Genomic DNA, 22630 nt, shown 5'->3' on the forward strand with positions numbered 1-22630 from the left:
ATGATAAATCGGTATATTCGCATGGCAGAACCCGCACATGCTCAATCTCGCCATTTCCCCATCAAATACGCTACACCATCGACAAGCGAATCATAGGCATCATCCGAAATAAGCCCCTCATTTCGCTGGTGTTCCAGGAGATTTTGCAAGCCACCCAAATGCTTGAGAACTTTTTCCGTCTGCTCTGTCTCTTCAAAGCGCTTTACTGCAGCCAGGTGAACGTCCAAAGATCTTGCCGTATTTTCATTAGAAAAAGCTCCCTTGTCCTGCAAACTTTCCACTAATGCTTGCATGCTCTCTGCATTCCAAGCATAAATGGAACTACCCGTTTTTGCTGCCACCTCTTTCCGTATACCATTTGTTGAAACTGTATCACGGGTCGGGTGTACGCGATTTGTCAATAAAATCGCAATCGTATTCAGCTTGGGACTGACCACAATGGAGGTTCCCGTATAGCCCGTATGCCCCAGGGTGTCTTCCTCTGCTAGTATATCCATATACCAATCCTGGTTCAAATCCCAGCCAAGTCCATGATTCTGCCCCGGAAATGCTTCATTCCAATTGGTATTCATCAAATCAAAGGCCTCTTTCGAAACAATCGATTCACCCTGGTAACTTCCTTTATTTAATAGCATTTGTGAAAACGTTGCTAAATCCTCGGCGGAACTAAACACACCGGCATGTCCAGCTACACCGTCCAGTGCCCACGCCTTTTCATCGTGTACACTGCCCCATACCATCCCCCGATCTGTCCATGGCTGAAATTCGGTCGCAGCTATCCGTGGTTTTAAATTTTCCGGTGGGTTATACATGGTGTCTGACAATGCAAGGGGTTCCAGGATATGCGTTTGTACATAAGCATCCTCCCGCTCACCACTTAGACGTTCTACCAAGACGCCCAGTGTTATATAATTGATGTCACTATACATATATGCTTCACCAGGCTCATTCTCCAACGGTTCTTCCATGACATACTCCAACAGTTCTTCACGATCACCATCCATTTCATACAATTCCTTGGATGGGCCCGCTTTTTCCCCGGATGTATGTGTTAGCAATTGCTGAATGGTAATATCCCGTTTTTCCTTCGTATCGTATTCCGGAAGATAATCGGATACCGGATCATCCAATCCAAAGTAGTCCTGATCCCACAACTGCATGACCGATATCGCGGTAAATAGCTTGGAAATAGACGCCATATCAAAAATCGTATCTTCCTGCATCTTCACTGGATCGTCTACTTCGGTAAAATTATCATCCGCATACTGTAAAGCATACCCGTACGCATCCCATTTGACGATACTTCCATTACGGGCAACAAGTACGACAGCTCCGGGCATCACGTTGTCTTTGATTGCATCGTGAATGGCATCATCGATATCTTCAAGTGGCTGTGCTAGCATCGATTCCTGTTCCGGAGTTCCCGGTTGAAGTCCGGTTTGAGCGGCGTAACTGGTTTGTGGCAGCGTGGTCAACATCCCGCATACCATAACCAGCGCCACAAACATAGATATCATGCGTTTTTTCATCTTTATTGTCCTCCCCCAAATAGCATATCCTTTCTATTCAAACAGATGGCAGGCAATCAACAAGCCAAACAGCTTATTCATTCGATAAAACATGGGCATAGTTCAGGGAGTGACAGGCACCCCCTAAAACTGTGCCAATAATGCATCGGCTTTTTGCTGTAGCGTTTGCTGTGCTTTACTGGTGATAAGATTGTTTCCTTTCTGGTAATCAATCATTTTTTTAAAGCTTTTCATATGTTTGACTACCTTATCAAATGCTTCCTTTTTCTCGTACTGGCCAACAGCTGTTAAGTGTAATTCCAAATCATGTGCAGCATCATCCGTAATATCACCACTATCCCTCAGATCAGCGACAACATCTTGAATATCTTTCGCACTAGTGGTATAAAGCAGATACTCCCGCCGCAAATCTTTGAAATCGTCTAAATCCGCCTCCCATTCATTTACAATTTCCTCTACCGAAGCTCCTTCTTCAATTTTTTTCCGTACCCAGCCGTTACCAATTAATTGGTCAAAAAACGATACACCGGAATCATCTTCTTTACGGAATTCAAAGTCGTCAGGATACATGTCGTGAATTGTTTTTACAATCGTTAGACCTGTTTCCACGGATTCATAGGAATTACGATCCGTTACATAGATTTCAATCCCGCCAGACAATTCACCCTCATGTTTGGAAAATTGTGGTGTGAAGTAGGCTGCTCGAAAACGTACACCAGGAAGATCCGCTTTAGACAATTGTTCGGCTAAATCTTCCCCATTAATAAACGGAGCTCCAATCAATTCGAACGGTTTGGTTGTACCTCTTCCTTCAGAAATATTCGTTCCCTCGATTAATGCTGTACCTGGGTAAACAATTGCCGAATCAAGCGTTGGCATATTCGGTGATGGCATAACCCATGGAAGCGTCGTGTCATCATAATACATAGACCGTTCCCAACCATGCATCTTCATGACTTCCAGATTCGCATGAATATCGAATTCTTCATTAAATAGTTCCGCCAATTCTCCAACCGTCATCCCGTGCTGTTGTGGAATCGGATACATTCCAACAAATGAAGCATAATCCTTATCCAAAACCGGCCCTTGCACATTGCCACCAGAAATCGGATTAGGACGATCCAGTACGATCATTTTAATATCATTTTCAGCTGCTGCTTCCATCGCATAGGCCATAGTGTAAATATACGTATAGAAACGTGCCCCAACATCCTGGATATCAAATAACAAGACATCCACATCTTCCAACATTTCCGGTGTCGGTTTTTTCGTGTCACCATATAAACTGTATACAGGAAGGCCTGTCCGTTCATCCATGTAATAATCAACATCCTCCCCGGCCTGTGCTCCACCGCGAACCCCATGTTCAGGCCCATAGAGCGCAACCAGATTCACTTTGTCGTTCTGGTGCAAAAAATCCACGATACTATTTAAATCCTGGTCCACACCAGTCGGATTCGTGATTAAACCCACATTCTTTCCTTCCAGTTCATCTAAATGCTCGTTTACCAATACGTCTATCCCGAGTTCCAAGGTACCATCATTTGACATCGTATTTGCACGATCCTTTTTATTGTCACTGGCCACTGCATGAATGGACAATGTTAACAATAGAAAGGCAGCGGAAAACACAATGATATAGCGTTTTTTCATATAAATCCCCCACACACAACGTATTTATTGAAAATCTCATTCCAACTAGCGTCAATAAAGACTAACAAAAGTTCCACTACAAAGAACCCATTACACTACTGCTTACCTTCCCAGTCCAGGATCAATTTTTCTGTTTCGGTCTCCAAATAGCTATAGGCCTTATGTGAAATCGTGTCGTTTTCTTTTTGAGCGTCCAACATCGCTTTAAATCCCTGCATATGTTTCACAACTTTTTTCACTGCTTCTTTTTGTTCATAATGGCTAACAGCGGTTAAATGTAATGTCAGGTCATGCACAATCGCATCTGGTATATCGCCGGATGCTGCTAAATCAGACACGAGCGACTTCATCCCGTCAGCAGTCCGGGGTGTATCGATATAGTCGAGGCCATGACCTTTTTCATAATTATCGGGAATGGTCACTGGCAACGTTCCAAACGGATTGATATCTCCGGAGATTACATTTGCCAATGCCTGCACAGACACGTCCAGATAACTATACGTGTTGATATAGGCATCTACATCTGGGAAAGCTTGCAGATCATACGGATTACCAAGTGCGGCGACAATAACTGGTACATCGATCTTCTCCAGTTGTTTGACCAGTTGTTGTTGATCGTCATTGGTATTAGCTGTATATGTTGTTACAATCACTTTATCTGCTGACTTCGCTTGTTCAACAGCCCTTTCAATTTGGTTTTCCGTAGGGCTTGTTTCGGTTGCCAGGATGCTTACGTTCATGCCTTTTTCGGTTAAATAATCGGCTAGTTGCTCCGGCTGTGCCTGGTCAGGGCCCGTTATAAAAACGGATTCCGATGATTCAGTTTCCAAAGGTAATACGTCATCTTTGTTTTGTACCAATGTCACGCTTTTTTCAGCAATGTCATCTGCTATTTGTAAATGGGCATCCGTCCCGATATTCTCAATTTCCTCCGGGTCAGTATATGGGTCATGAAACAGCCCCTTTTCCATTTTCGCGGATAGAATCCGGTACACAGACTCATCCAATCTTGCTTCATTAATCTCACCCGATTGAACCGCATCCAACAAACCGTTATAGGCCTCTTCCACATCCGGCGGGTTTAACAAAACATCCACCCCGGCTTTTACGGCCTCAACCGGAACTTGATCGGGTGAATAATACTCATTCACCCCGGCCATACCAAGACTGTCGGTAATGATTAACCCGTCATACCCCATATCCTCCCGTAGTAAATCGGTAAGAATTGGCTTGGAGAGGGTTGCCGGTAAGCCTGAATCATCCAAAGCCGGAACGACAATATGTGCTGTCATAATGGAATCAATTCCTTCGTCAATCGCATCCTGAAACGGCTTCAAATCCACTTCCTGCAACGTCTTTAGATCATGGTCGATAACTGGCAGTCCGGTATGCGAATCGGTATCCGTATCACCGTGACCTGGAAAATGCTTAGCAGATGCGATGATATGTTGATCCCGAAAACCTTGAATCTGTGCGATACCAAGCTTGGATACCAATTCGGGATCCTCACTATAGGAACGCACGCCGATGACAGGATTTTCCGCATTCATATTGACATCAAGTGACGGCGCAAAGTCCGTGTTTATGCCCAGACTTTGTAATTCATTACCAAGAATGCTTGCTGATTTGCTAGCATATTCCTCGGAACCGGTCGCACCGAGTGCCATGTTACCCGGAAACACAGTGCCAGGGCTTGTTACCCGTTGCACAATTCCACCTTCCTGGTCGGTTGAAATGAACAATGGAATGGTATGATCCTGTTCCGCAGCAATCTTCTGCAACCCGTTCGATAGACGGTTTACTTGCCCCGCATCAAGCGGCGTACCAATGTTGTCGCTCCAGTTAAAATAGATCACCCCACCAATATGATAGTTTTCAATGATCTCTTTGAAGTTCTTGCCACCCCGATTATTTTCCAAATTGATATCTTTGTATTCTTCATCGGTAGGTGTTTTTCCATAGGCATGAATGATAAAGAGCTGCCCTACCTTTTCCTCGATTGTCATGTCATCCATGATTTCTTTTATTTCATCAGCTTGTTTCGCATCGGCATCAAGAGTTTTGGCGCTGTCTGCATTGGCAAAACTGTGTTGCGGAGACCATAATAATAAAAGCGTAATCGACAAAAGCACCGATAAATAACGACGTTTCAACCCAACCCCTCCTCAAAATTTAATGATTATGTTATGAAAACCTTCGTGCCATCACCCATTTAATCAATGATCAGCTATGGAGCATGCTTATACAATACAATCACTCCCTTCGACATCATTTTTCAACCTACTCCCATTCGAAATAAGTCGATTATGTTTCATCCAAGTATAATAGATGCGCTTTGCAAAAAACGTCGAAGTTAGTCGATTGTATTTGATTTTTCAAAAAATAATTATTAAGTACTAGCATGAAATAACTTTGCTAGGTAATAAGGCACTAGTGAATTTTCCCACCATTCGATAAAATTTTACATGTTGGGATACGGCTTGACTAAAACAGAGATTCTACATTAGATACGAGGAGGAGAATTCATGCATGCAAAACGACGCGTAAGTATTTTCACAGTCTTTATGTTATCTTTTTCATTATTAATTGGAAATAGTCATGTAATGGCGGAGAAAAACCAGGGTGAACCTGAAAAACAAACGCCTGAGGAGCAGTTAGCAGAGCAAAATGTGATGGCGACAGCATGGTTCCAGACGTCCGGTGAGGCAAAAGCATTATATCACCAAGCGTACAACATTGGAAAAGAGAAATTGGATGCTGCCCTTGAAGAAGGAACGGATCAAGATCCAGCTGTCGTGCTTGATTTAGATGAAACCGTTCTAGATGGCAGCCCCTTTGATGCTTTAACCATTAAAACAGGCGGGGAAGCTTCCTTAGATGAATGGCAGGAGAGCGCAGAGGCCGAAGCATTGCCAGGTGCCTTGGATTTTCTTCATCATGCCGATCAACAGGGCGTGGCAATTTATTATATAACCGGACGCTCTGATAAACTTCAGGAGGCTACCGTTAAAAATCTGAAAAAAATCGGTGCCCCTCAGGCAGATGATGATCATGTATTATTGAAACAAGAAGGTGAAACAGGGAAACAAGACCGCTTTGATGATGTTGATAAAAATCATGATATTCTCTTATTTTTTGGAGATAACCTCTCCGATTTTTCCGGTTTCCCCAAGAATCAGCCTTTAGATGCCCGCAACAAGCAAGTAAACGATGAGAAGGATACATTTGGCGACCAATTCATTGTTTTCCCCAACCCGATGTATGGCGATTGGGAAAGTGCCTTATATCCGGATGGCGATCTGACAGCGGAAGAGAAAATGCAAGCACGCAAAGATCATTTAACCTATTTTAGTCCAAATGACGATTCATCTGATGATGCAACACCAGATGATAAAAAACTCCAGGATCAGAATATGACGTCGATCGCCTGGTATCAAACGGCAGGTGAAGCAGAAGCATTATATCACCAAGCGTACAACATTGGAAAAGAGAAGTTGGACACTAACCTTGAAGAAGGAACGAATCAGAATCCCGCAATCGTACTTGATGTCGATGAAACTGTGTTGGATGGCGGCCCATACAATGCGACAATGACTAAAACGGGCGGACAAGCGTCACTTGATGAGTGGCAGGAAAGCGCAAAAGCAGAAGCTGTCCCCGGCGCATTAGAATTTCTTAACTATGCCGATGACCGAGGAGTGGAAATTTACTATGTAACCGGGCGTTCCGATAGACTGCAAGATGCTACCGTAGAAAACCTGGAAAAAATAGGTGCCCCTCAAGTAGATAACGATAATGTTTTGCTTACAAAAGAAGGTGAAACTGGAAAGCAGGATCGTTTCGATAAAATTGACGAGAATCATGATATTCTATTATTTTTCGGTGATAACTTATCAGATTTCACCGGTTTTCCAAAAGACCAGGAATTAGCAGCAAGAAATCAACAAGTGGACGAGGAACAGGATGCATTCGGTGATTCATTCATCGTTTTCCCTAACCCAATGTACGGCGATTGGGAGAGCGCCTTATATGATGGCGATCTAACAGCCGAAGAAAAAATGCAAGCACGCAAAGATCATTTAGATTACTTTCAAAACAAAAGCAAAAGTGCAGAGGTAATCAAAGACCTTGTTTCCCAACTCCATACGGAAGGCGAGATTGCCGATAAAGAAGCCCACGCTTTACAAGTGCATTTAACCGCAGTAAGTCATTATGAAAACAATAGCAACGCCGAAAAGGTTATCAAGCATCTGGAAGGATTCAAGAAGTTGCTAGACTATCAAAACGATAACGATTTAATTACAAAAAATGCTTATGACACGTTGCTATCAAACGCTGATGCGCTGATTCAGAAATGGAAACAGTCGCTCGAGGATTTCGAACTATCCATTCTTCACATGAACGACACGCATGCCCATGCCGAGTTGCTGCCACAGATGGTGACGGCGATCAAGGAAGAGCGGGAGGAAAAACCTGATTCGCTGTTGTTTCACGCGGGCGACGCTTTTTCGGGGACACTCTATTTCACGGAATTCGGCGGACAGGCAGACATGACCCTGTTCAACCTGATGGATATGACCGCGATGACATACGGGAATCATGAATTTGATCGCGGTGATAAAGAAGATGGCAATGAAACGCTCGCTAAATTTGTTGATGCTGCTGAATTTCCGTTTCTGGGAAGCAATATCGACTTTTCCGATGATCCGTTTATGAATAAGCTGGCGACGGATCAATCACTTGTGCGTAATGCAGACCCCGGCAAGAGCTACTACAGTATGATCGAGGAAGTCAATGGCGAGGAAATTGGCATCTTCAGTTTGGATACGGAGGAAACTACAGAAATTTCCAGACCGAATCAGGTGGTTTTCCATAACTATCTGGACACTGCCGAGGAAGCGGTCGCTGAATTCGAGGAAGAAGGGGTCGATAAGATTATTGCCCTTTCCCACCTCGGCTATGATAGCGATCCTGTCTTCGGTAACGATCAGCTCCTTGCCGAGATTGACGGTATCGACGTCATCGTAGGCGGTCATACGCATACCGCGCTGAAGGAGCCGGTAGTCGTGACAGAAGACGCGGACGGCCATGAAAAAGACCCGACCGTCATTGTTCAGGCAGGTGAGTACAGTCAATACCTTGGCACGCTCGATGTGGAGTTTGACGATGATGGGGTCGTTACCGGCCATTCCGGAGAGTTGCTCGATGTCGATGATTATGATGCAGATCCCGAGGCAACAGAGGTACTTAAGCCATACGCTGAAAAGATTAAGGAAACCGAGAATGAAGCGATTGGCGCAGAGGCACTTAAAGATATTAAAAACAGCGGGACCGGCGTTGAGGAAACACCGATCGGCAACCTCGTCACAGATGCGATGTTGGCCGGTGCCAAGAGCAAGTTTGACGATACAGTGATTGCTTTCCAGAATGGCGGCGGTATCCGGGCTACAATTGAAAAAGGACCAATCACAACAGGTGACGTGATCAATGTGCTGCCGTTTGGTAATAACCCTGTCGTCGGCAAACTTACCGGCGCAGAGCTTAAAGAGGTCCTTGAACATAGTGTGCATTTGGCACCAGAATATCATGGCGGGTTCCTGCACGTTTCCGGTATGACATTCAAATTTGACAGCAATCGGGAACCAGGCGACCGGGTCGTGGAGATGAAGGTCAATAAAAATGGAGAGTATGTTGACATCGATCCAGATGAAGCATACCTAGTGACCACGAATGAATTTACCGCACAGGGCGGCGATGGTTTTGAAACACTCGCTAAGGCAGACGAGGAAGGCCGATTTAAAGATATTGGCGAAAACGACTGGGAACAGCTCCGTGATTATATGGTCAATGATCTGAACGGAAAAGTCGATCCTGAAATCGAGGGACGGATCATTGATATCGCGAAAAATTGATTGTTTAAGAAAAGGACTGATCGAGCCTGCTTAAGCGGGGCGATCAGTCTTTTTTGTAGTGGACGTTAAATCTGGTAAAAGGTTTGATCGATGTAAAGTTCAAAACGAAAGTCAAACAAGAAGGCCCATCCCACGAGTGGGGGATCTGAAAATACACGCTATGAAGTATTCAAGCCATTTGAAGTTCTAAGGAGTTGTTCCACTTAGCTTAGCACAGGCTCTATGCCGTTTCCCGAAAGATTAAACTCTCTAAGTTATAAGGACTTTCACCAGAAGTTTTTATCACTAAGACTGGATTTAATTTTATTTACCTGTTCTTTTTCTGCTAATGTAAATAAAGGTTGATTTCGTATACAACATTCACGGAGACAACATCCATTGAAGGTCATCCATGCCTATCAACTGTGTGCTTAAGTGGTCAATAGCACCACACCCCTTTATACGACAAAATTCAGGAAGTGACAGGCACCCTAAACCCGCACTTCTCCCCTCCTATCCTTGCCAACAAACTCCGCCAGTAACTCCTCAAATTCTGCCTTTTCCTCCTCTGTCTCTACCCTTGTCGACGCTGCTGCCTTCTTCTCTGCCCTGATTTCCTGCTTTCGTTTATAATCATCAAACCACTCCGGCACAACTTCTGTGCGCTGTCCCCCTGCCCGAGCAGCCGTCGCACCGTGAACTTGCCCAAGTCGTTGCTTCCGAAAAGCTACTTCCTCCGCCTGCGCGTCTTCTAAACTCGAAATCCCTTTCTTACGCCAATCCAGCAAAATTCCTTTCACGTAGGCCCATGTGATTCTATCATGTTCCACCGCACGCTTCATGGCTTCCAGTACCAAAGGCTCGCCAATATCATTCACCCAATGTAATAGCTCATCTGTCATAAACGGACGAATCTGGCCGAAATTTTGCTGGTAAAAGACAAACACGTCCGTTGCAGCAGATGCTTGGTTTTGTTTTATTTGGTTTATGTCTTGTTTATGTTTAATTAATGTGCCCGTATTTTGGTTCGTACCCTGGTCCATATCCCGTTCCACATGCTGGTTCACCGGCTGGCCCGTCAAGTGGTCCACACCTCGTTCAGTCATTCGCTCTACATCCCCACACTGGTTCATTAGGTGGTCCGCTTCCGAATCCGTCAACCGGTGCGTGCTTGCATACGTCACGTCCTGACCATCCAAATACTCCGTACCGTCATTCATCGGCTGGTCTATCCAATCCTCGGTACCACGATCCCAATGGAAATTACCACGTTCCTCTAAAACCCAAGTATGCTCATCATTACCGTTTATTTCCATGGATAACGACACCATTCGATAAACCGGCGCTTGGTTCCTCGGGCGTGACACATAATCAATGTAACCCTTCTCCTTCAATTCCGCCCGTGCCCGCTTAAATGAACTTTCCTTCAACCCCGATTTAAACCGCAATACTGTGGCAGATGCGGTAAACGTCTCTGCCCACATAGCTTTATTGTTGATATGCATTAACGTATACCACAGATTAATTGCGGATGCTGATAATGGTTCCCGTTCCAGGCGATCGTAAAATGCATTGATTTCTTTTATGTAATTCATGCCTCTCTATCCCTTCTAATAAAATAGCTATTTATTACTTCTAAAATGAGTTTACATACATTTCTCGAGCGCTTCTCTCACTAGTTCGAGTGGTCACACGCCTTTCCAGAACGCTTTCTCACCTGTTCGAACGGCTATATGCTTTACTCAAACGCTTTACCCAAGCAACTCATCAATTTCCGCACAACTCAAAACGATTGCCTCCCATCCCCACATGGAAAATAATGGTGGGACAATGAACCTGTCCCACCTATTCCAGCAGTTCTCTAACCCCGACACTTTTCAGTTTCTTTCTGGCTGTCTTCCCCCAACTCTTCACTGCATCCACCGTGACTCCTTCTTGTTCGGCAATTTCCGCCAAAGGCAGGCCCTCAATCACATGATATTTCACCCATTTCGACTGATTGTCCGTCAGCATCCCCCGCATCTTCTTCCAGAACGCCTCATCTTGTACTTCTATCCCGGTTGTATCGGGAATAGGCAGATTCGTCTTGCAGTCACGGTTACCGTTATCGATTTTTAGCTTTTCATGTTGAACAAATGTCTCTTGGTGTTGATTCTCCCGCTTTTTCTTGCGGAGCATATCAATTAATCGATTGCGAATAGTGAAGTTGAAATAAGTGGACATCACTCCCTGGTCAGGCTTGTATTTCTTGTAGGCACACCACATCGCATACAGACCTTCTACAAAAAATTCATTGTGCGGATCCTGAATATGTAGCCTATGAATATGGTAATGAATCCGCCGTTCGTTCTGCTTGAAGATTTCCTCAAAACTTGTCTTCTTTTCGTTACTGTTTTCCCCATTGTTGCTTTCCTCAAGACTATTTTCCTTCTTATTCATTTTTCTCCTCCTCATTTTCTACATAATACGAAATACACTAAAGCAGATATCCCACATTATCATCCGAATCGTGTGAAAAAGGTTAATGGAATCTCACAAATGATAGCAACAAATCTATTCATGTCACAAAGTCTAATTTTAGGAAATGACAAGGACTAGCACGACCAATGCAAGGAACATGGGGATAATCCACGATAGTATGAATGTATCAGGACGCTTACCTTTCATATAACTTTTAACCTATATTTTATTTATAACCCCTCCTATTACTATTATCGTTTCTGAAGGCCTATTTGGGGGCATATTTTATTGAAAATTTTATTTTTATTTAAAAAGTGTCACAGTTTTTTGGTGCAAAAGTTCCAGAAAGCAAAGACATATGCTCATCTGTTATCAAAAATGAAATATCCCTGCATAAGTTCATTAAAAAACAACTGCTCATCAATAGATAAGCAGTTGTTCCTCCATCTCAACAAAACCATTCTCATTTATGTCACGTCATTTTATTTCGGGCCAATCCCTTTCTAAGCCCTTCCTTTTCAATTTTTGTTTCGCCATTTTCGCCCAGCTTTTCACCGCATCAATAGAAACATGCTCCTGCTCGGCAATTTCCCGATTCGACATATCCATAAAAATATAGTACTTCACCCATTTTCTTTGATTCGTGGTCAACAAGGGTTTCAGTTCTTCCCACAGATCCGTTTCATGGATTGTTACAGCCAGTTCCTCTTGAATAGGAATATCAGTGTCGCGGTAATGATTCCCACTCCCTAGTTTTTGCATTTCTGCTTTGCAATAAATAGAATCATGGCGTTGTCGACGTTTCTTTATACGCATCAAATCAACTAAACGGTTGCGAATCGTATTATGAAGATGCGTCGATAGTTGTGATTTCCCAGGTTGAAAAGTCTGAACCGCCTCCCACATGGCATATAGCCCTTCCTGGTAAAATTCCTGGTGAGAATCATCGATGTTTAATTTACGGATGAGATAATAAATCTGCCTCTCATGTATCTTAAAAACTTCCTCAAAAGGTTCTCGAACGTTTTGTTTCATTCCTGTCCTCTTTCTAAAAAGCCGGCTTTCCAATATAAAGTGATAGCGCTATCCTAACTCCTATTATCGCAGGTTTTGCCAATGATTTCCAAATCTTGCAAACAAGTCGTTAATTTGTCGAAACAACCCGAAACAACGGTCTAAGCATGTCGATTAAACTCGAATATTAGTGGTTTATGTCTAAAAATAATTAGAAAAGGGAAAATAGCAACGATGGGTATTTGTGTCTATTTTATGACATTTTAGGGTATAAAGTCACAATTAATATAAGCAATCCCATCATAAGATTTCTGTGAATAATTCGGGTTAAGGTTCTTTTACAGTGAAAATCACATAAGATAATTACAACTTTGATTTAGGGAGGAATTTTTTTTGAATCGAGATAGGTATGCATTTTCGACACGTGCTATCCAAGCTGGTGAACCAACAGATCCCGTCACAAGGGCGCTTAACACACCAATCTATCAAACTTCAACATTCGCTTTTGAGTCTGCTCAGGATAAAGAATCTGCCGTTGATGAAGGAATGAATTGGACACCAGATGTGTATTTTTACAGCCGAACAGCTAATCCAACAACCGCTGCTTCTATATAATTAAAATATCTTCAAAATACTCTTGTTTTCTTAGTGTCTCTCAAACAATATATAGAAATAGCCCCCATCATCCTTCATATCGAACTGGGTTGATGCTTGAACTAGCTAGACCTTTCACAAGAAGGGCTAACGTCTTCATATCACCAACTAAATAATCTTCTTTAACATTGGCAGGTCGGGTTTCACCATAACGGTTCACCCAGCAAGAAGTAATACCAAGCTCTGAGGCGGGCACAACATCGTACTTGAATCCAAACCCAGTGTGAAGTATATCTGATTTATCGAGGTTTAGCTTCTTCAACAATAGATGGAAGCCATCGTGATTCGCTTTATATGCACCAGCTTGCTCCGCAGTAACGATCTCATCAAAATCAACGTTCAATCCTTGATACTGTTTCCTCAATAATGCTATCGTCAGTATTCGTAAGCAAGGCGATTTTTGTGTATTTCTTAATCTCCAACAAGGCATCTATCGTATCGGGAAATGGCCGCCATTCCCCCATGGATTCCGCAAAGTATCGGCTATCCTCTTCCGTGAAAGGGTATCCAAAATAATTAAAGGCCATTGGTAAAGTGTTTCTCAGCACTTCTTTATACGGCATGTATTGATTTTGAATGTAATCAAATTGAATATTCTCCCAATGACGCTGCAACGCGACAACATCAACATTCTTTACACCGTTCCTCTCAAGTATCTCTTTAAATATCATCTGAATTTCGCCTTCCCAATCAATCAATGTCCCGTAACAATCAAATGTAATTGCTTTTGGCCAAGTCATATATAATTCCCCCAATTCGTAATGTTTAAAATCATTGTATCACATTTAATTAGAGAAGACTTTTCCTATACAAAGGACTTTTTAAGCGTTTTCTAAGAAAAATAAAAGAATCGCTTCTTTAGGAAATCAGTAAGGAGCAAGCAACCAAAGAAAAATGTGGAACAGTTATAAAGATATTGGGAATTTATTAAGAAAGAACATTATATTAATGATACCCCAGTAATACACATTTGGGGATGTATCACCGGGGCTTTATACATTAGGTGTTATGAGGTTTTATTTCAGTTTTTTCACTTATCCTGGTTATACTGGTAAGAAGACGGGTTTTGACATGTCCAATATTTCCATCCCATCCCCTGGATTTAGTTCTCTTTTTGATATTTTATATCGACATATTTTAGTGCAAATAATGCGATCACTGCTGTTACAATAATATACGCACTGATAGCGTAACCACTATTGAACTGGTTAAGAAGGTAAGTGGAGGTCAATGGAGCAAGTCCTCCGCCTATTACACTTCTCAACATAAATGTTATTGCCGATCCACTGAACCTAAGATGGGTTGGAAAACTCGAGGCAATTACTGGAGCTAATGGTGCCCACATCGTAGCATGAATAATAAAAGCTACAATAATCGCTACGAAAATCAATCCAACACTTTTGGTATTAAGCAAAGAGAAATATGGTATAGCCCACAAGATGAGTAATACATTACCAAATCCCAGTATTCTTTTAGGACTTATTTTATCACTTATATATCCAGTTAAGAATATGGCACACACTGAGATAATCGCACCTGTAAGTGTTGCGTTAACAAAAACGGAGTCATCTAAACCTAAATAATTTATCCCGTATGTCGTGGTATAGAAAGCAAACACACCAAAGGCAACATCGCTACTCACATTGGAGAGCACTCCTGCAATAACCTGTTTAGGATATTCCTTAAGCACTGAAACAAAAGGTAACTTCGGCATTTCTTTTTTATCCAACGTTTTCTGGAATGAAGGAGTCTCTAATAAATTGAATCGAACCACTAATCCTACAATCACTAAAACTATGCTAAGAATAAACGGAACTCTCCAGCCCCATGTATGAAAACCATCACCGGAAATCGATATAAAAAGGGATGTTACTGAAGTTCCAAGTATTAAACCAAGCGGGACGCCAATCTGTGGCAAGGTAGCCATGAACCCTTTATTTTTATTCGTACCCCACTCCATCGAAATGAGTACGGATCCTGGCCATTCCCCTCCTATAGCAATTCCTTGGATAAATCGAATGATTGTCAATATGAGTGGTGCTGCTAGTCCTATTTGTTCGTATCCTGGTAATAACCCGATAAGAACAGTCATTACCCCCATGATAACTAGTGTTGCAACTAGAGAAACTTTCCTACCAATCTTATCCCCTAAATGCCCAAATAAAATTCCTCCTATTGGTCTCGCGATATAACCAATGGCATATGTCGTGAAAGTTAATAAGGTAGCAACATATGGATCATTGTTTGTAAAAAATAAATGCGGAAATACAATAGCAGCCATGGTTCCATAAAGGAAAAAATCATACCACTCAATGGTTGAGCCTAGTACACTTGAAATACCAGCAATTCTTTGTTGTTTATTCCGATCGATTGAAACTTTCTCTTCCCCTTGTTTATTCATTTGCGCTTCCCCCTACAAACCAGTTTTATATAAATGTGGCACTCTGCTACTAAAAATAGGTACATCATTTCTAACTTGTTTAACTTTTTCTAAATCTAACTGGGTTGTTAATGTTTCTTCTCTATCGTCTGATCCCTGTTTTAAAACATCCCCCCATGGATCTATTGCCATCGAATTCCCGCAAAAGCGAGTCCCATTATATGACCCAACCCTATTGGAGGAGATAACATACATCTGATTTTCAATGGCCCTTGCTATTTGGAGATTAACCCAATGGTTGGTTCGAGCATCCGGCCATTCAGCCACAATATGCAGCACTTGAGCCCCCTCAAGTGCTAACGTTCTGACAACTTCAGGGAAACGTAAATCATAACAAATGATTAAACCCATTTTGACACCCTCAAGTTCAAATACTTCTGGAACATGTTGCCCACCTGTTAGGTATTTAGGTTCTTTGAGCATTGGAACAAGATGAACCTTGTCATATTCATAAACCAATTTTCCTGAACGATCAAAAACAAATGAAGAATTATAAAAGTCATCCTTAACCCTATTCGCAACAGAACCGCCAATGATGTTTATATTTAATTCTTTGGCCAAGTCTCTTAAAAAGCTTTTTGTGGGTTCCCCATCGGAATCTGCATACTTGTCCAAATCATCAAGTGTATAAGCAGTGGTCCACATTTCTGGTAAAACTACCGTGTCAGGATTATTTTTCTTCACCTCTTGTTCCATCCATTCCTTTACTTTTTGTCTATTTTTCTCCGGATCACCTGGATATATATCCATTTGATAGATTGCGTATTTCATTAAAATTCCTCCCCGGTAGCTATATTTATAATTTTATATTCGGTCGATATAGAATCATTGGTAATTGGATCAAACAAGATTGTTTTAAACTTCTCACCATATTTAAACCCATCAAGCAATGGAACCGTTCCAGAAAATACAATACTATTTGTTAAAGGTACATTCTTCTTTTGAAGGAAACCCTTTATTTCCTCCAATGAAATGATGGAGGATATCGGGTTTTCCTGATATTTTTCCCATTTTCCATCTACCATCATTTCCGACGATAATACTAATTGATCCCAATAGTCCTTTACCTTGTCAATTTTCCATGCCTTTTTGGCAAATGGTTTATCACACACTTGTTTTGACTTATTAATATCAACTGTTTCCAGCGAACGATCCGTATGATCACTTCCAACACTTAAATAGATTTCTTCCGGAGAATCTCCAAAGATCAGTACAATCTCCGCTTCCCCGCTTGTTTGGTCACCAACAACCTCTATCGATTCATACTGATTCAATGTACTAACTGCTACTGGATAAAGGGCTGGAACCTCCTCTGGTTCAGGCACACCAATTTCAGCAAGTTCCTTGATATGCTCCCATGTTTTCTCTTTATCCCTTCCTGAGTAGCCAATGCAAAATGCCTTATTAATTTTTAAATCTCTTGCCTTACCTTCAACTTCAATTTGATAAGTAGAATTATTTAATAGTTGTTTCATAAATAAGTTCCTCCTTGTTAGCGCTTTCTGGTATCCGAAAAATAATATTATTTCTCCTTAACAGCTTTAACATTTGCCTTTGTTATCTCTAAATGGTTTTTCATTAGCTCTACAGCTTTAGAAGCATCATTGTTTTCCAAAGCATTTAAAATCTGCCTATGCTCTTGAATTACTTCTACCATTCTACCTTCTTTCATTAGCGCATTATGGCCAACTAGTCGTGTGAGATTATACATTTCCTGAAGTATTTGCTCTAGCAGATTTTGATTCGCGAATGTTAGAATTTGACGATGGAATATTTGATCTAATTCAATAAACTTAATGCGATCATTATTCACCATCTCTTGTTCTTGTGCAGCAACAATTCCCCTTAGTGTGTGCAGTTGTTCTTTTGTAATAATAGGAGAAAGTTTTTTTAACCCTTCCGTTTCAATAGATAATCGTAAAAAGATAATTTGTTCCTTTTCATTCTCTGTAATTTTCCGTACATGAAACCCCTTCCTAGGAATTTGTACCAGTAATCCTTCTTTAATTAAATCAGCAACCGCCTCCCTTATTGGTGTTCTAGAAATTTCCATTGTTTCTGATAACATTGTTTCAGTTAGTATTTCTTGATTGTTGATAGAACCTGTCAAAATAGCCCTTTTTAAATCCTCATAAACAATTTCCTTCGTGGTTTTCTTTCTTGCAATTGGTTTCAAATCTATCTTTTTCATTTTGGTACCTCACATGCTTGTATTATGTATACATTGTACAGAACACAAATGTGGGTTGTCAATATTAACTTTTTGAAGAAAATTTATATTAGTAGTGTGACCCTTTTAAAAACATAAAAACTATCATCAAATAAAAAAGAAATCACCTCTTAAGGCAATTTCAAAATAATCGATCCAATATTTTATATGCTATTTTTTCAAAAGCTTCATTTTACATCCCTTTCAAGTACGTTGATTGCTTCTTTCAAATTTGAAACAATGCGATAGGCATCTCTTCGCATTTGTTCATTCGTTTCAATCAAGTCCGGCACAATAATACAAGGGATCCCCGCCTTGGTTGCTGCTCGTAATCCGTGAAGTGAATCCTCGAATACAATTGCAGATGATGGTATTTCATCTGCCCGTCTACATGCTTCCAGAAAAACATCTGGAGCCGGTTTTCCGTTGTCAACCTCTTCCCCGCTAACATAAAAATCGAATTGGTTTGTTAATCCCGCCATTGATAAGTAGTTTGCAATTGTATTTCTACTACTTGAAGAGGCAATACATTTTTTAAAATTTTTTCATCCAACCAATCCAACAGTTTAAGAGCCCCGGCTTTCACCGTGATTCCTTCTGTTTCCAATATATTTTTAAATTCTCGGTCATATCTTTTGAAAATTTGTTCGATTGGATTATTTGATCCCCAAACTTCTTTGATGATATTCTTGCTTGCTTGATCATTGATACCAATCATACGTTTATATATGTCTAAGGAAAAATCAAACCCATAGGCTTTCATGGATCGGTTCATTGCTTTGTAAGAGGGGCGTTCCGTATCAAATAATAATCCGTCCATGTCAAATATGACAAGCTTTAAATTCTTCTTCATTCATCTTTCTCCCATTCCCTATATTTGTAACATAAAAAATCCATGGCTAATTAGGCAGAGAAGAAGAACTCCCTGCCTTGGATTAAATAATATCTTTCTTCTTAATAATCAAATTGGCGATAGTAACGACGTATATCCAAATCGTGACCAGTATATTTTTCATAATAGACTGCGAGGCGATCGACCAATAACGTTGTAGAAATTGTCGGAGCCAAAATCCAGCGAAATTCCTCATCAATTCCTTCTAATTCATAGTCCTTAGTATCAAAGACTATTAATTTTTTCGTGTATTGCTTACAGAACTTTTCCACCCGTTCGTCAAGTGCACGACGTTTCCCTTCCCCTTTAACAAGGAAAACTGGTACATTTTCGTCAACCAATTCCAACGTTCCGTGGAAAAACTCGGATGATGATATTGCTTTTGTACGCACCCATTGCATTTCTTCTAGGACACACATTGCAAACAGGTAGACTTCACCCCACATTTCACCATCACCAACCCAGATGTTGTAAGGTTCCTTATAATAGTTTTTTGCAATTTCATCCGCAATCGGCTCAAATTTCTGCTTAGCTTTTACCAGATTTCCGGGTAGCTTTTTCAATTGATCAGCAAACTCTTGATACCTTGGAAATTCATTTCGATTGGCAAGAAGTTTAAATATAAGCATAAACATTTCCATGTATTCGAATTCCACACCATCTTTTGCTCTATTTGGGATAACCCAACGGCTCAACTTTTCTAATGGAGCATCTGGTGTGCCTACAAGGGAAACAACGCGGTATCCATTTTCTTTACACCATTCTGCAGCACGAACGGTTTCTTTCGTATCCCCAGATTTTGATGACATAATTACCAAAGAATCCTTGGATAATTGGCGGTGACCTGTAAGAATGACCTCGGCCGCTTGTTCAGCATATACCGGCACATCACTTAATTGCTTGAGCATTTCCACAACAGGTAGCATGATGGCAATCGAACCACCAACGGAGATAAAAAATATATTTTCATATCCTTCCCGCGAAATTTCATCTGCAACATGCTCTATTCTTTCGCGAGTTTCATAAGTTGTTTTTCCATCTTTCAGGTATAATTCTTCATCAAATTTCAACATATTGTTTTCCTCCCAAGATGTGTATTATATTATATTTTGCTTTTAAGAATGTCGTCAAAATCCCCAAAAATGTCTTCTTGAAGGTCAATACCTCTGCCAGTTGTGATGCGATAGGCAAGGATTTGAAAAGGAATCACAAGCAATAAAGGACTTTTAAACTCATCCAGCTCTATTCCGATGGACAATGTTTTATTTCCATCCGCATTGCCAGTAGCAATTGTAAAGCAATGGTCTGTGTATCCCGAAAAGTACGCACTTAATTTCTTCAATCTTGTTGCATGCGGACTTTTTGTTTGAATGAAATATAATCCATACGATTCATTTACCTCTAAATATGGTCCATGCATGAAAGCCTCTAATTCAAAACCTTGTGTAGGGACCCGAACGGTTTCTGTAAACTTTGTTTCACTTTCTTTTGCAGTCCCGACTGTTGGACCATATCCAACAGTTGCGAAGCGTGGAATTTGATTTAGTTCATCAGCAAATTGACGATAAAAGCTTTCTGTACGTTCTATGACGGAGGGTATGCTTTCAATTGCCACATCAAATTCAGCAATTTCTTTCAATACCTCTTCCTCACTCAGGTTTCCAAGCACATGTCCCGCAACCATACCCATTAGCATCAAGGTTAGTACCGTAGCAGAAAAACCTTTAGTTACATATCCTACTTTCTCCACACCACTACCAATATCAATTACTAGGTCTGTAGCATTCGCAATCGGACTATCCAAATTTGCGGTAAGAACAGCGGTAGGAATATTTCCGAGCGAATTTGCTTTTTTTACTGCTTCAATTGTTGAAGAACTATGCCCGCCTTGTGAAATAGCCAGGATAAAATCTGTAGATGATTTTACCTTTTCATAATGAACAAATGTAAATGGTTCGATTACCTCGATCGAGATTCCAGCCATTTTTTCCATATAATATTTTGCACTTAATGTCGCATTAAGGCTTGAACCGGTTGCAAGTATCAGCCAATGTTTTGGTTGTTTCTCGTCGATAAGTTGTTTAAACGACTGAAGATTGTCATTGTAATTGCTTATTATTTCCCTACATGTTTTTTCTTCTTCATGGATGTAATCCATCATCGTCTCTTTCAACATTATCAACTCCCTCCAATTTAAGAATATGATGTTGCTTTGATGGACAAATCTTTATAAAAAAGGTGCCTGATATAAAATCAGCTAAATATACCTGCCCACGCACCCAGGATACTGACAACAGCGATCCCGATTAAAATAGTTGTTGCCTTGACTTCTTTTCCAAGTAGCCAATAAATAACCCCAAAGGCAGCCAGAGGCAACAGTCCAGGCATGATACCATCCAAGATATCTTGCACAGCTGTGGCAGATTCGCCGCTTCCTATCTTTAATGGAACATCAAGGGAAATCATGTCTGCGCTCATTCCGCCAATAACCATCAGCCCTAATATTGCTGCTCCAAATGTCAAATTACCCATTGTTCCATTTTCCTGCAATTTTTTCAAAAAGCCTGTTCCCATTTTGTAACCGATCTTCGTCAAAATATAACGAAGAGCAATGTGAGGAACATTAAAAACGAGTAAAAATAGAATCGGTCCCAGAATATTTCCCTTTAACGCCAAGGATGTACCAATTCCGGTTGCGATGAGTCTAAGGGTCCCCCAGAAAAAGGAATCACCAATACCAGCTAGGGGGCCCATTAAGGATGCTTTTACCGTATTAATCGATGAAGAATCAAACTTGGAATCTGTTGCATTTTGTTTTTCCATGGCTGCCGAAATACCCAATATCATCGTGACAATATGTGGCGTCGTATTAAAAAATTCCAGGTGACGTTTCAAAGCGGCGGATAAATCGCCCTTTTTCTTATACAGCTTTTTCAATATTGGAATCATGGCGTAGGTGTAAGCCAGACTTGCCTGACGTTCATAGTTCCATGAAAATTCCATCTGAAATGAGCGCCAAAACAATCGATTTAAATCTTTTTTGCTGATTTCTGGCGATTTTTCCAGCGACTTTTCCTCCTGTTTGATCCCATTATCGTTAGAAATCTTCGTCGTCATCGTCCATCACTCCTCCTTTTTCTGTGGCCAATTTCTGCGTTTGCATCACATTTACCATAACAACTGCAACAATTGCACCTAGTAATGCGATACCGGTTACCGGTACCTTTAAATAGGCAACAATTAAAAATCCCAAGAAGAAGTATGGTGCTACCTGCTTATTAATTAACAACCTTGCCAACATGGCAAAACCTAATGCCGGAATAAGCCCTGTTGCCACTTCAAGGCCCGTTTGTACTGGACTAGGAATGGCATCCAAAACATTCTTAATTGCATCGCTTCCAGCAAAATATGAAATGAATACAATCGCACCTATCATGGTAGACATTCCCAAACCACCTAATACATGCATTATTGTAATACCCCGGATGTTGGCTTCTTCCGCATATTTATCCGCTTTGTGAAGAACGATTGGAAGCACGACACCCATATATAAATTTTCAAAGATCAGTGCTAACGTAGCAATCGGCAAGCCCAGCAATAAAGCTGTTTCCGCACCAGCTCCGGAAGATATGGCAAAAGCAGTCCCCAATACGCCCCCAACTACTACATTGGGTGGGATTGCTGCACCAACGGAAAAGGCTCCGATAAAAGCCAATTCTAAAGTAGCCCCCATAATAAGACCTGTTTTGACATCGCCCATTACCAACCCGGTAAGCATGCCCGTTACGATTGGACGGGATATCAAACTCGTACCAAGGGCATATTCACTTTGGGCCACAAAAGCAATCAAGCCTAATAATAATGCCGTAATCATAGTAAATTCCCCCA

The 22630-nt window shown here is 41.2% G+C and carries 18 protein-coding genes and 2 pseudogenes; 2 read left to right on the forward strand and 18 right to left on the reverse strand.

The annotated features are described in order from the left end of the window. Positions 1 to 41: 41 nt before the first annotated feature. The 4 genes and pseudogenes from O2S85_RS16160 to O2S85_RS16170 form a co-directional block, all read right to left on the reverse strand. On the reverse strand, positions 42 to 1529 hold the full coding sequence (locus O2S85_RS16160; RefSeq protein ID WP_269410326.1) for a serine hydrolase domain-containing protein: 1488 nt from the start codon (positions 1527 to 1529) through the stop codon (positions 42 to 44). 123 nt (positions 1530 to 1652) lie between these two features. Then, positions 1653 to 1937, reverse strand: coding sequence for an FIMAH domain-containing protein (locus O2S85_RS18940; RefSeq protein WP_439649463.1), 285 nt, complete (start codon positions 1935 to 1937; stop codon positions 1653 to 1655). Beyond that, a pseudogene (locus O2S85_RS16165) lies at positions 1914 to 3182 on the reverse strand (exo-beta-N-acetylmuramidase NamZ family protein); the annotation flags it as partial. The gene O2S85_RS18940 and the pseudogene O2S85_RS16165, both read right to left, overlap by 24 nt. 95 nt (positions 3183 to 3277) lie before the next feature. Continuing rightward, a complete protein-coding gene (locus tag O2S85_RS16170; RefSeq protein ID WP_269410327.1) occupies positions 3278 to 5335 on the reverse strand; it encodes a glycoside hydrolase family 3 protein in 2058 nt (685 codons plus the stop codon). Positions 5336 to 5707: 372 nt separating this feature from the next. On the opposite strand from O2S85_RS16170, the gene O2S85_RS16175 reads away from it, so the two are divergent. Next, positions 5708 to 9094, forward strand: a complete 3387-nt coding sequence (locus tag O2S85_RS16175) for a 5'-nucleotidase, lipoprotein e(P4) family (protein ID WP_269410328.1) — start codon at positions 5708 to 5710, stop codon at positions 9092 to 9094. 470 nt (positions 9095 to 9564) lie between these two features. On the opposite strand, the gene O2S85_RS16180 is transcribed toward O2S85_RS16175, so the two are convergent. The 3 genes from O2S85_RS16180 to O2S85_RS16190 all read right to left on the reverse strand — a co-directional run bounded on the left by O2S85_RS16180 (position 9565) and on the right by O2S85_RS16190 (position 12568). Then, complete coding sequence (locus O2S85_RS16180) at positions 9565 to 10668, reverse strand: DnaD domain-containing protein (protein ID WP_269410329.1); 1104 nt, start codon at positions 10666 to 10668, stop codon at positions 9565 to 9567. Between the two features lie 250 nt (positions 10669 to 10918). Further along, positions 10919 to 11512, reverse strand: a complete 594-nt coding sequence (locus O2S85_RS16185) for a sigma-70 family RNA polymerase sigma factor (RefSeq protein ID WP_269410330.1) — start codon at positions 11510 to 11512, stop codon at positions 10919 to 10921. 498 nt (positions 11513 to 12010) lie between these two features. Continuing rightward, entirely contained in the window at positions 12011 to 12568 is a 558-nt protein-coding gene (locus O2S85_RS16190; RefSeq protein ID WP_269410331.1) for an RNA polymerase sigma factor, read from the reverse strand. Positions 12569 to 12940: 372 nt separating this feature from the next. On the opposite strand from O2S85_RS16190, the gene O2S85_RS16195 reads away from it, so the two are divergent. After that, on the forward strand, positions 12941 to 13162 hold the full coding sequence (locus O2S85_RS16195; RefSeq protein ID WP_269410332.1) for a PLP-dependent transferase: 222 nt from the start codon (positions 12941 to 12943) through the stop codon (positions 13160 to 13162). A gap of 67 nt (positions 13163 to 13229) precedes the next feature. Here O2S85_RS16195 and O2S85_RS16200 read toward each other — a convergent pair whose 3' ends face one another. The 11 genes and pseudogenes from O2S85_RS16200 to O2S85_RS16255 all read right to left on the reverse strand — a co-directional run bounded on the left by O2S85_RS16200 (position 13230) and on the right by O2S85_RS16255 (position 22616). Continuing rightward, positions 13230 to 13544, reverse strand: a complete 315-nt coding sequence (locus O2S85_RS16200) for an HAD family hydrolase (RefSeq protein WP_269410333.1) — start codon at positions 13542 to 13544, stop codon at positions 13230 to 13232. Then, complete coding sequence (locus O2S85_RS16205) at positions 13534 to 13941, reverse strand: HAD family hydrolase (protein WP_269410334.1); 408 nt, start codon at positions 13939 to 13941, stop codon at positions 13534 to 13536. The genes O2S85_RS16200 and O2S85_RS16205 overlap by 11 nt, the downstream gene beginning before the upstream one ends. 362 nt (positions 13942 to 14303) lie before the next feature. Further along, on the reverse strand, positions 14304 to 15602 hold the full coding sequence (locus O2S85_RS16210) for an MFS transporter (RefSeq protein ID WP_269410335.1): 1299 nt from the start codon (positions 15600 to 15602) through the stop codon (positions 14304 to 14306). 12 nt (positions 15603 to 15614) lie between these two features. Next, complete coding sequence (locus O2S85_RS16215; protein WP_269410336.1) at positions 15615 to 16412, reverse strand: carbon-nitrogen family hydrolase; 798 nt, start codon at positions 16410 to 16412, stop codon at positions 15615 to 15617. Next, positions 16412 to 17116, reverse strand: coding sequence for a DUF2848 family protein (locus O2S85_RS16220; protein ID WP_269410337.1), 705 nt, complete (start codon positions 17114 to 17116; stop codon positions 16412 to 16414). The genes O2S85_RS16215 and O2S85_RS16220 overlap by 1 nt, the downstream gene beginning before the upstream one ends. A 47-nt stretch (positions 17117 to 17163) precedes the next feature. Then, a complete protein-coding gene (locus O2S85_RS16225; RefSeq protein ID WP_269410338.1) occupies positions 17164 to 17832 on the reverse strand; it encodes a GntR family transcriptional regulator in 669 nt (222 codons plus the stop codon). 206 nt (positions 17833 to 18038) lie between these two features. Beyond that, positions 18039 to 18703, reverse strand: a pseudogene (locus O2S85_RS18665) (HAD family hydrolase). 101 nt (positions 18704 to 18804) lie between these two features. Further along, the gene (locus O2S85_RS16240) at positions 18805 to 19815 is read right to left on the reverse strand and encodes an SIS domain-containing protein (RefSeq protein ID WP_269410341.1); all 1011 of its coding nucleotides are present in this window, start codon (positions 19813 to 19815) and stop codon (positions 18805 to 18807) included. A 29-nt stretch (positions 19816 to 19844) separates the two neighbouring features. Next, positions 19845 to 20918, reverse strand: coding sequence for an SIS domain-containing protein (locus O2S85_RS16245; RefSeq protein WP_269410342.1), 1074 nt, complete (start codon positions 20916 to 20918; stop codon positions 19845 to 19847). Positions 20919 to 20995: 77 nt separating this feature from the next. Then, complete coding sequence (locus O2S85_RS16250) at positions 20996 to 21859, reverse strand: PTS system mannose/fructose/sorbose family transporter subunit IID (protein ID WP_269410343.1); 864 nt, start codon at positions 21857 to 21859, stop codon at positions 20996 to 20998. Continuing rightward, positions 21840 to 22616 carry a PTS mannose/fructose/sorbose/N-acetylgalactosamine transporter subunit IIC gene (locus O2S85_RS16255; RefSeq protein ID WP_269410344.1) on the reverse strand — a complete coding sequence of 259 codons (777 nt, stop codon included), beginning with the start codon at positions 22614 to 22616 and terminating at the stop codon, positions 21840 to 21842. Before O2S85_RS16255 ends, O2S85_RS16250 begins: the two co-directional genes overlap by 20 nt. Between the last annotated feature and the right edge of the window lie 14 nt (positions 22617 to 22630).

The sequence above is a fragment of the Lentibacillus daqui genome, assembly GCF_027186265.1.
GTDB lineage: Bacteria > Bacillota > Bacilli > Bacillales > Amphibacillaceae > Lentibacillus_C > Lentibacillus_C daqui.

What these genes read in the sequence shown, in the direction of transcription:
- O2S85_RS16160 (WP_269410326.1), bottom strand. Translation starts at nt 1,529, where the DNA reads ATGAAAAAACGCATGATATCTATGTTTGTGGCGCTGGTTATGGTATGC.
- O2S85_RS16175 (WP_269410328.1), top strand. Translation starts at nt 5,708, where the DNA reads ATGCATGCAAAACGACGCGTAAGTATTTTCACAGTCTTTATGTTATCT.
- O2S85_RS16180 (WP_269410329.1), bottom strand. Translation starts at nt 10,668, where the DNA reads ATGAATTACATAAAAGAAATCAATGCATTTTACGATCGCCTGGAACGG.
- O2S85_RS16185 (WP_269410330.1), bottom strand. Translation starts at nt 11,512, where the DNA reads ATGAATAAGAAGGAAAATAGTCTTGAGGAAAGCAACAATGGGGAAAAC.
- O2S85_RS16190 (WP_269410331.1), bottom strand. Translation starts at nt 12,568, where the DNA reads ATGAAACAAAACGTTCGAGAACCTTTTGAGGAAGTTTTTAAGATACAT.
- O2S85_RS16205 (WP_269410334.1), bottom strand. Translation starts at nt 13,941, where the DNA reads ATGACTTGGCCAAAAGCAATTACATTTGATTGTTACGGGACATTGATT.
- O2S85_RS16210 (WP_269410335.1), bottom strand. Translation starts at nt 15,602, where the DNA reads ATGAATAAACAAGGGGAAGAGAAAGTTTCAATCGATCGGAATAAACAA.
- O2S85_RS16215 (WP_269410336.1), bottom strand. Translation starts at nt 16,412, where the DNA reads ATGAAATACGCAATCTATCAAATGGATATATATCCAGGTGATCCGGAG.
- O2S85_RS16220 (WP_269410337.1), bottom strand. Translation starts at nt 17,116, where the DNA reads ATGAAACAACTATTAAATAATTCTACTTATCAAATTGAAGTTGAAGGT.
- O2S85_RS16225 (WP_269410338.1), bottom strand. Translation starts at nt 17,832, where the DNA reads ATGAAAAAGATAGATTTGAAACCAATTGCAAGAAAGAAAACCACGAAG.
- O2S85_RS16240 (WP_269410341.1), bottom strand. Translation starts at nt 19,815, where the DNA reads ATGTTGAAATTTGATGAAGAATTATACCTGAAAGATGGAAAAACAACT.
- O2S85_RS16245 (WP_269410342.1), bottom strand. Translation starts at nt 20,918, where the DNA reads ATGTTGAAAGAGACGATGATGGATTACATCCATGAAGAAGAAAAAACA.
- O2S85_RS16250 (WP_269410343.1), bottom strand. Translation starts at nt 21,859, where the DNA reads ATGACGACGAAGATTTCTAACGATAATGGGATCAAACAGGAGGAAAAG.
- O2S85_RS16255 (WP_269410344.1), bottom strand. Translation starts at nt 22,616, where the DNA reads ATGATTACGGCATTATTATTAGGCTTGATTGCTTTTGTGGCCCAAAGT.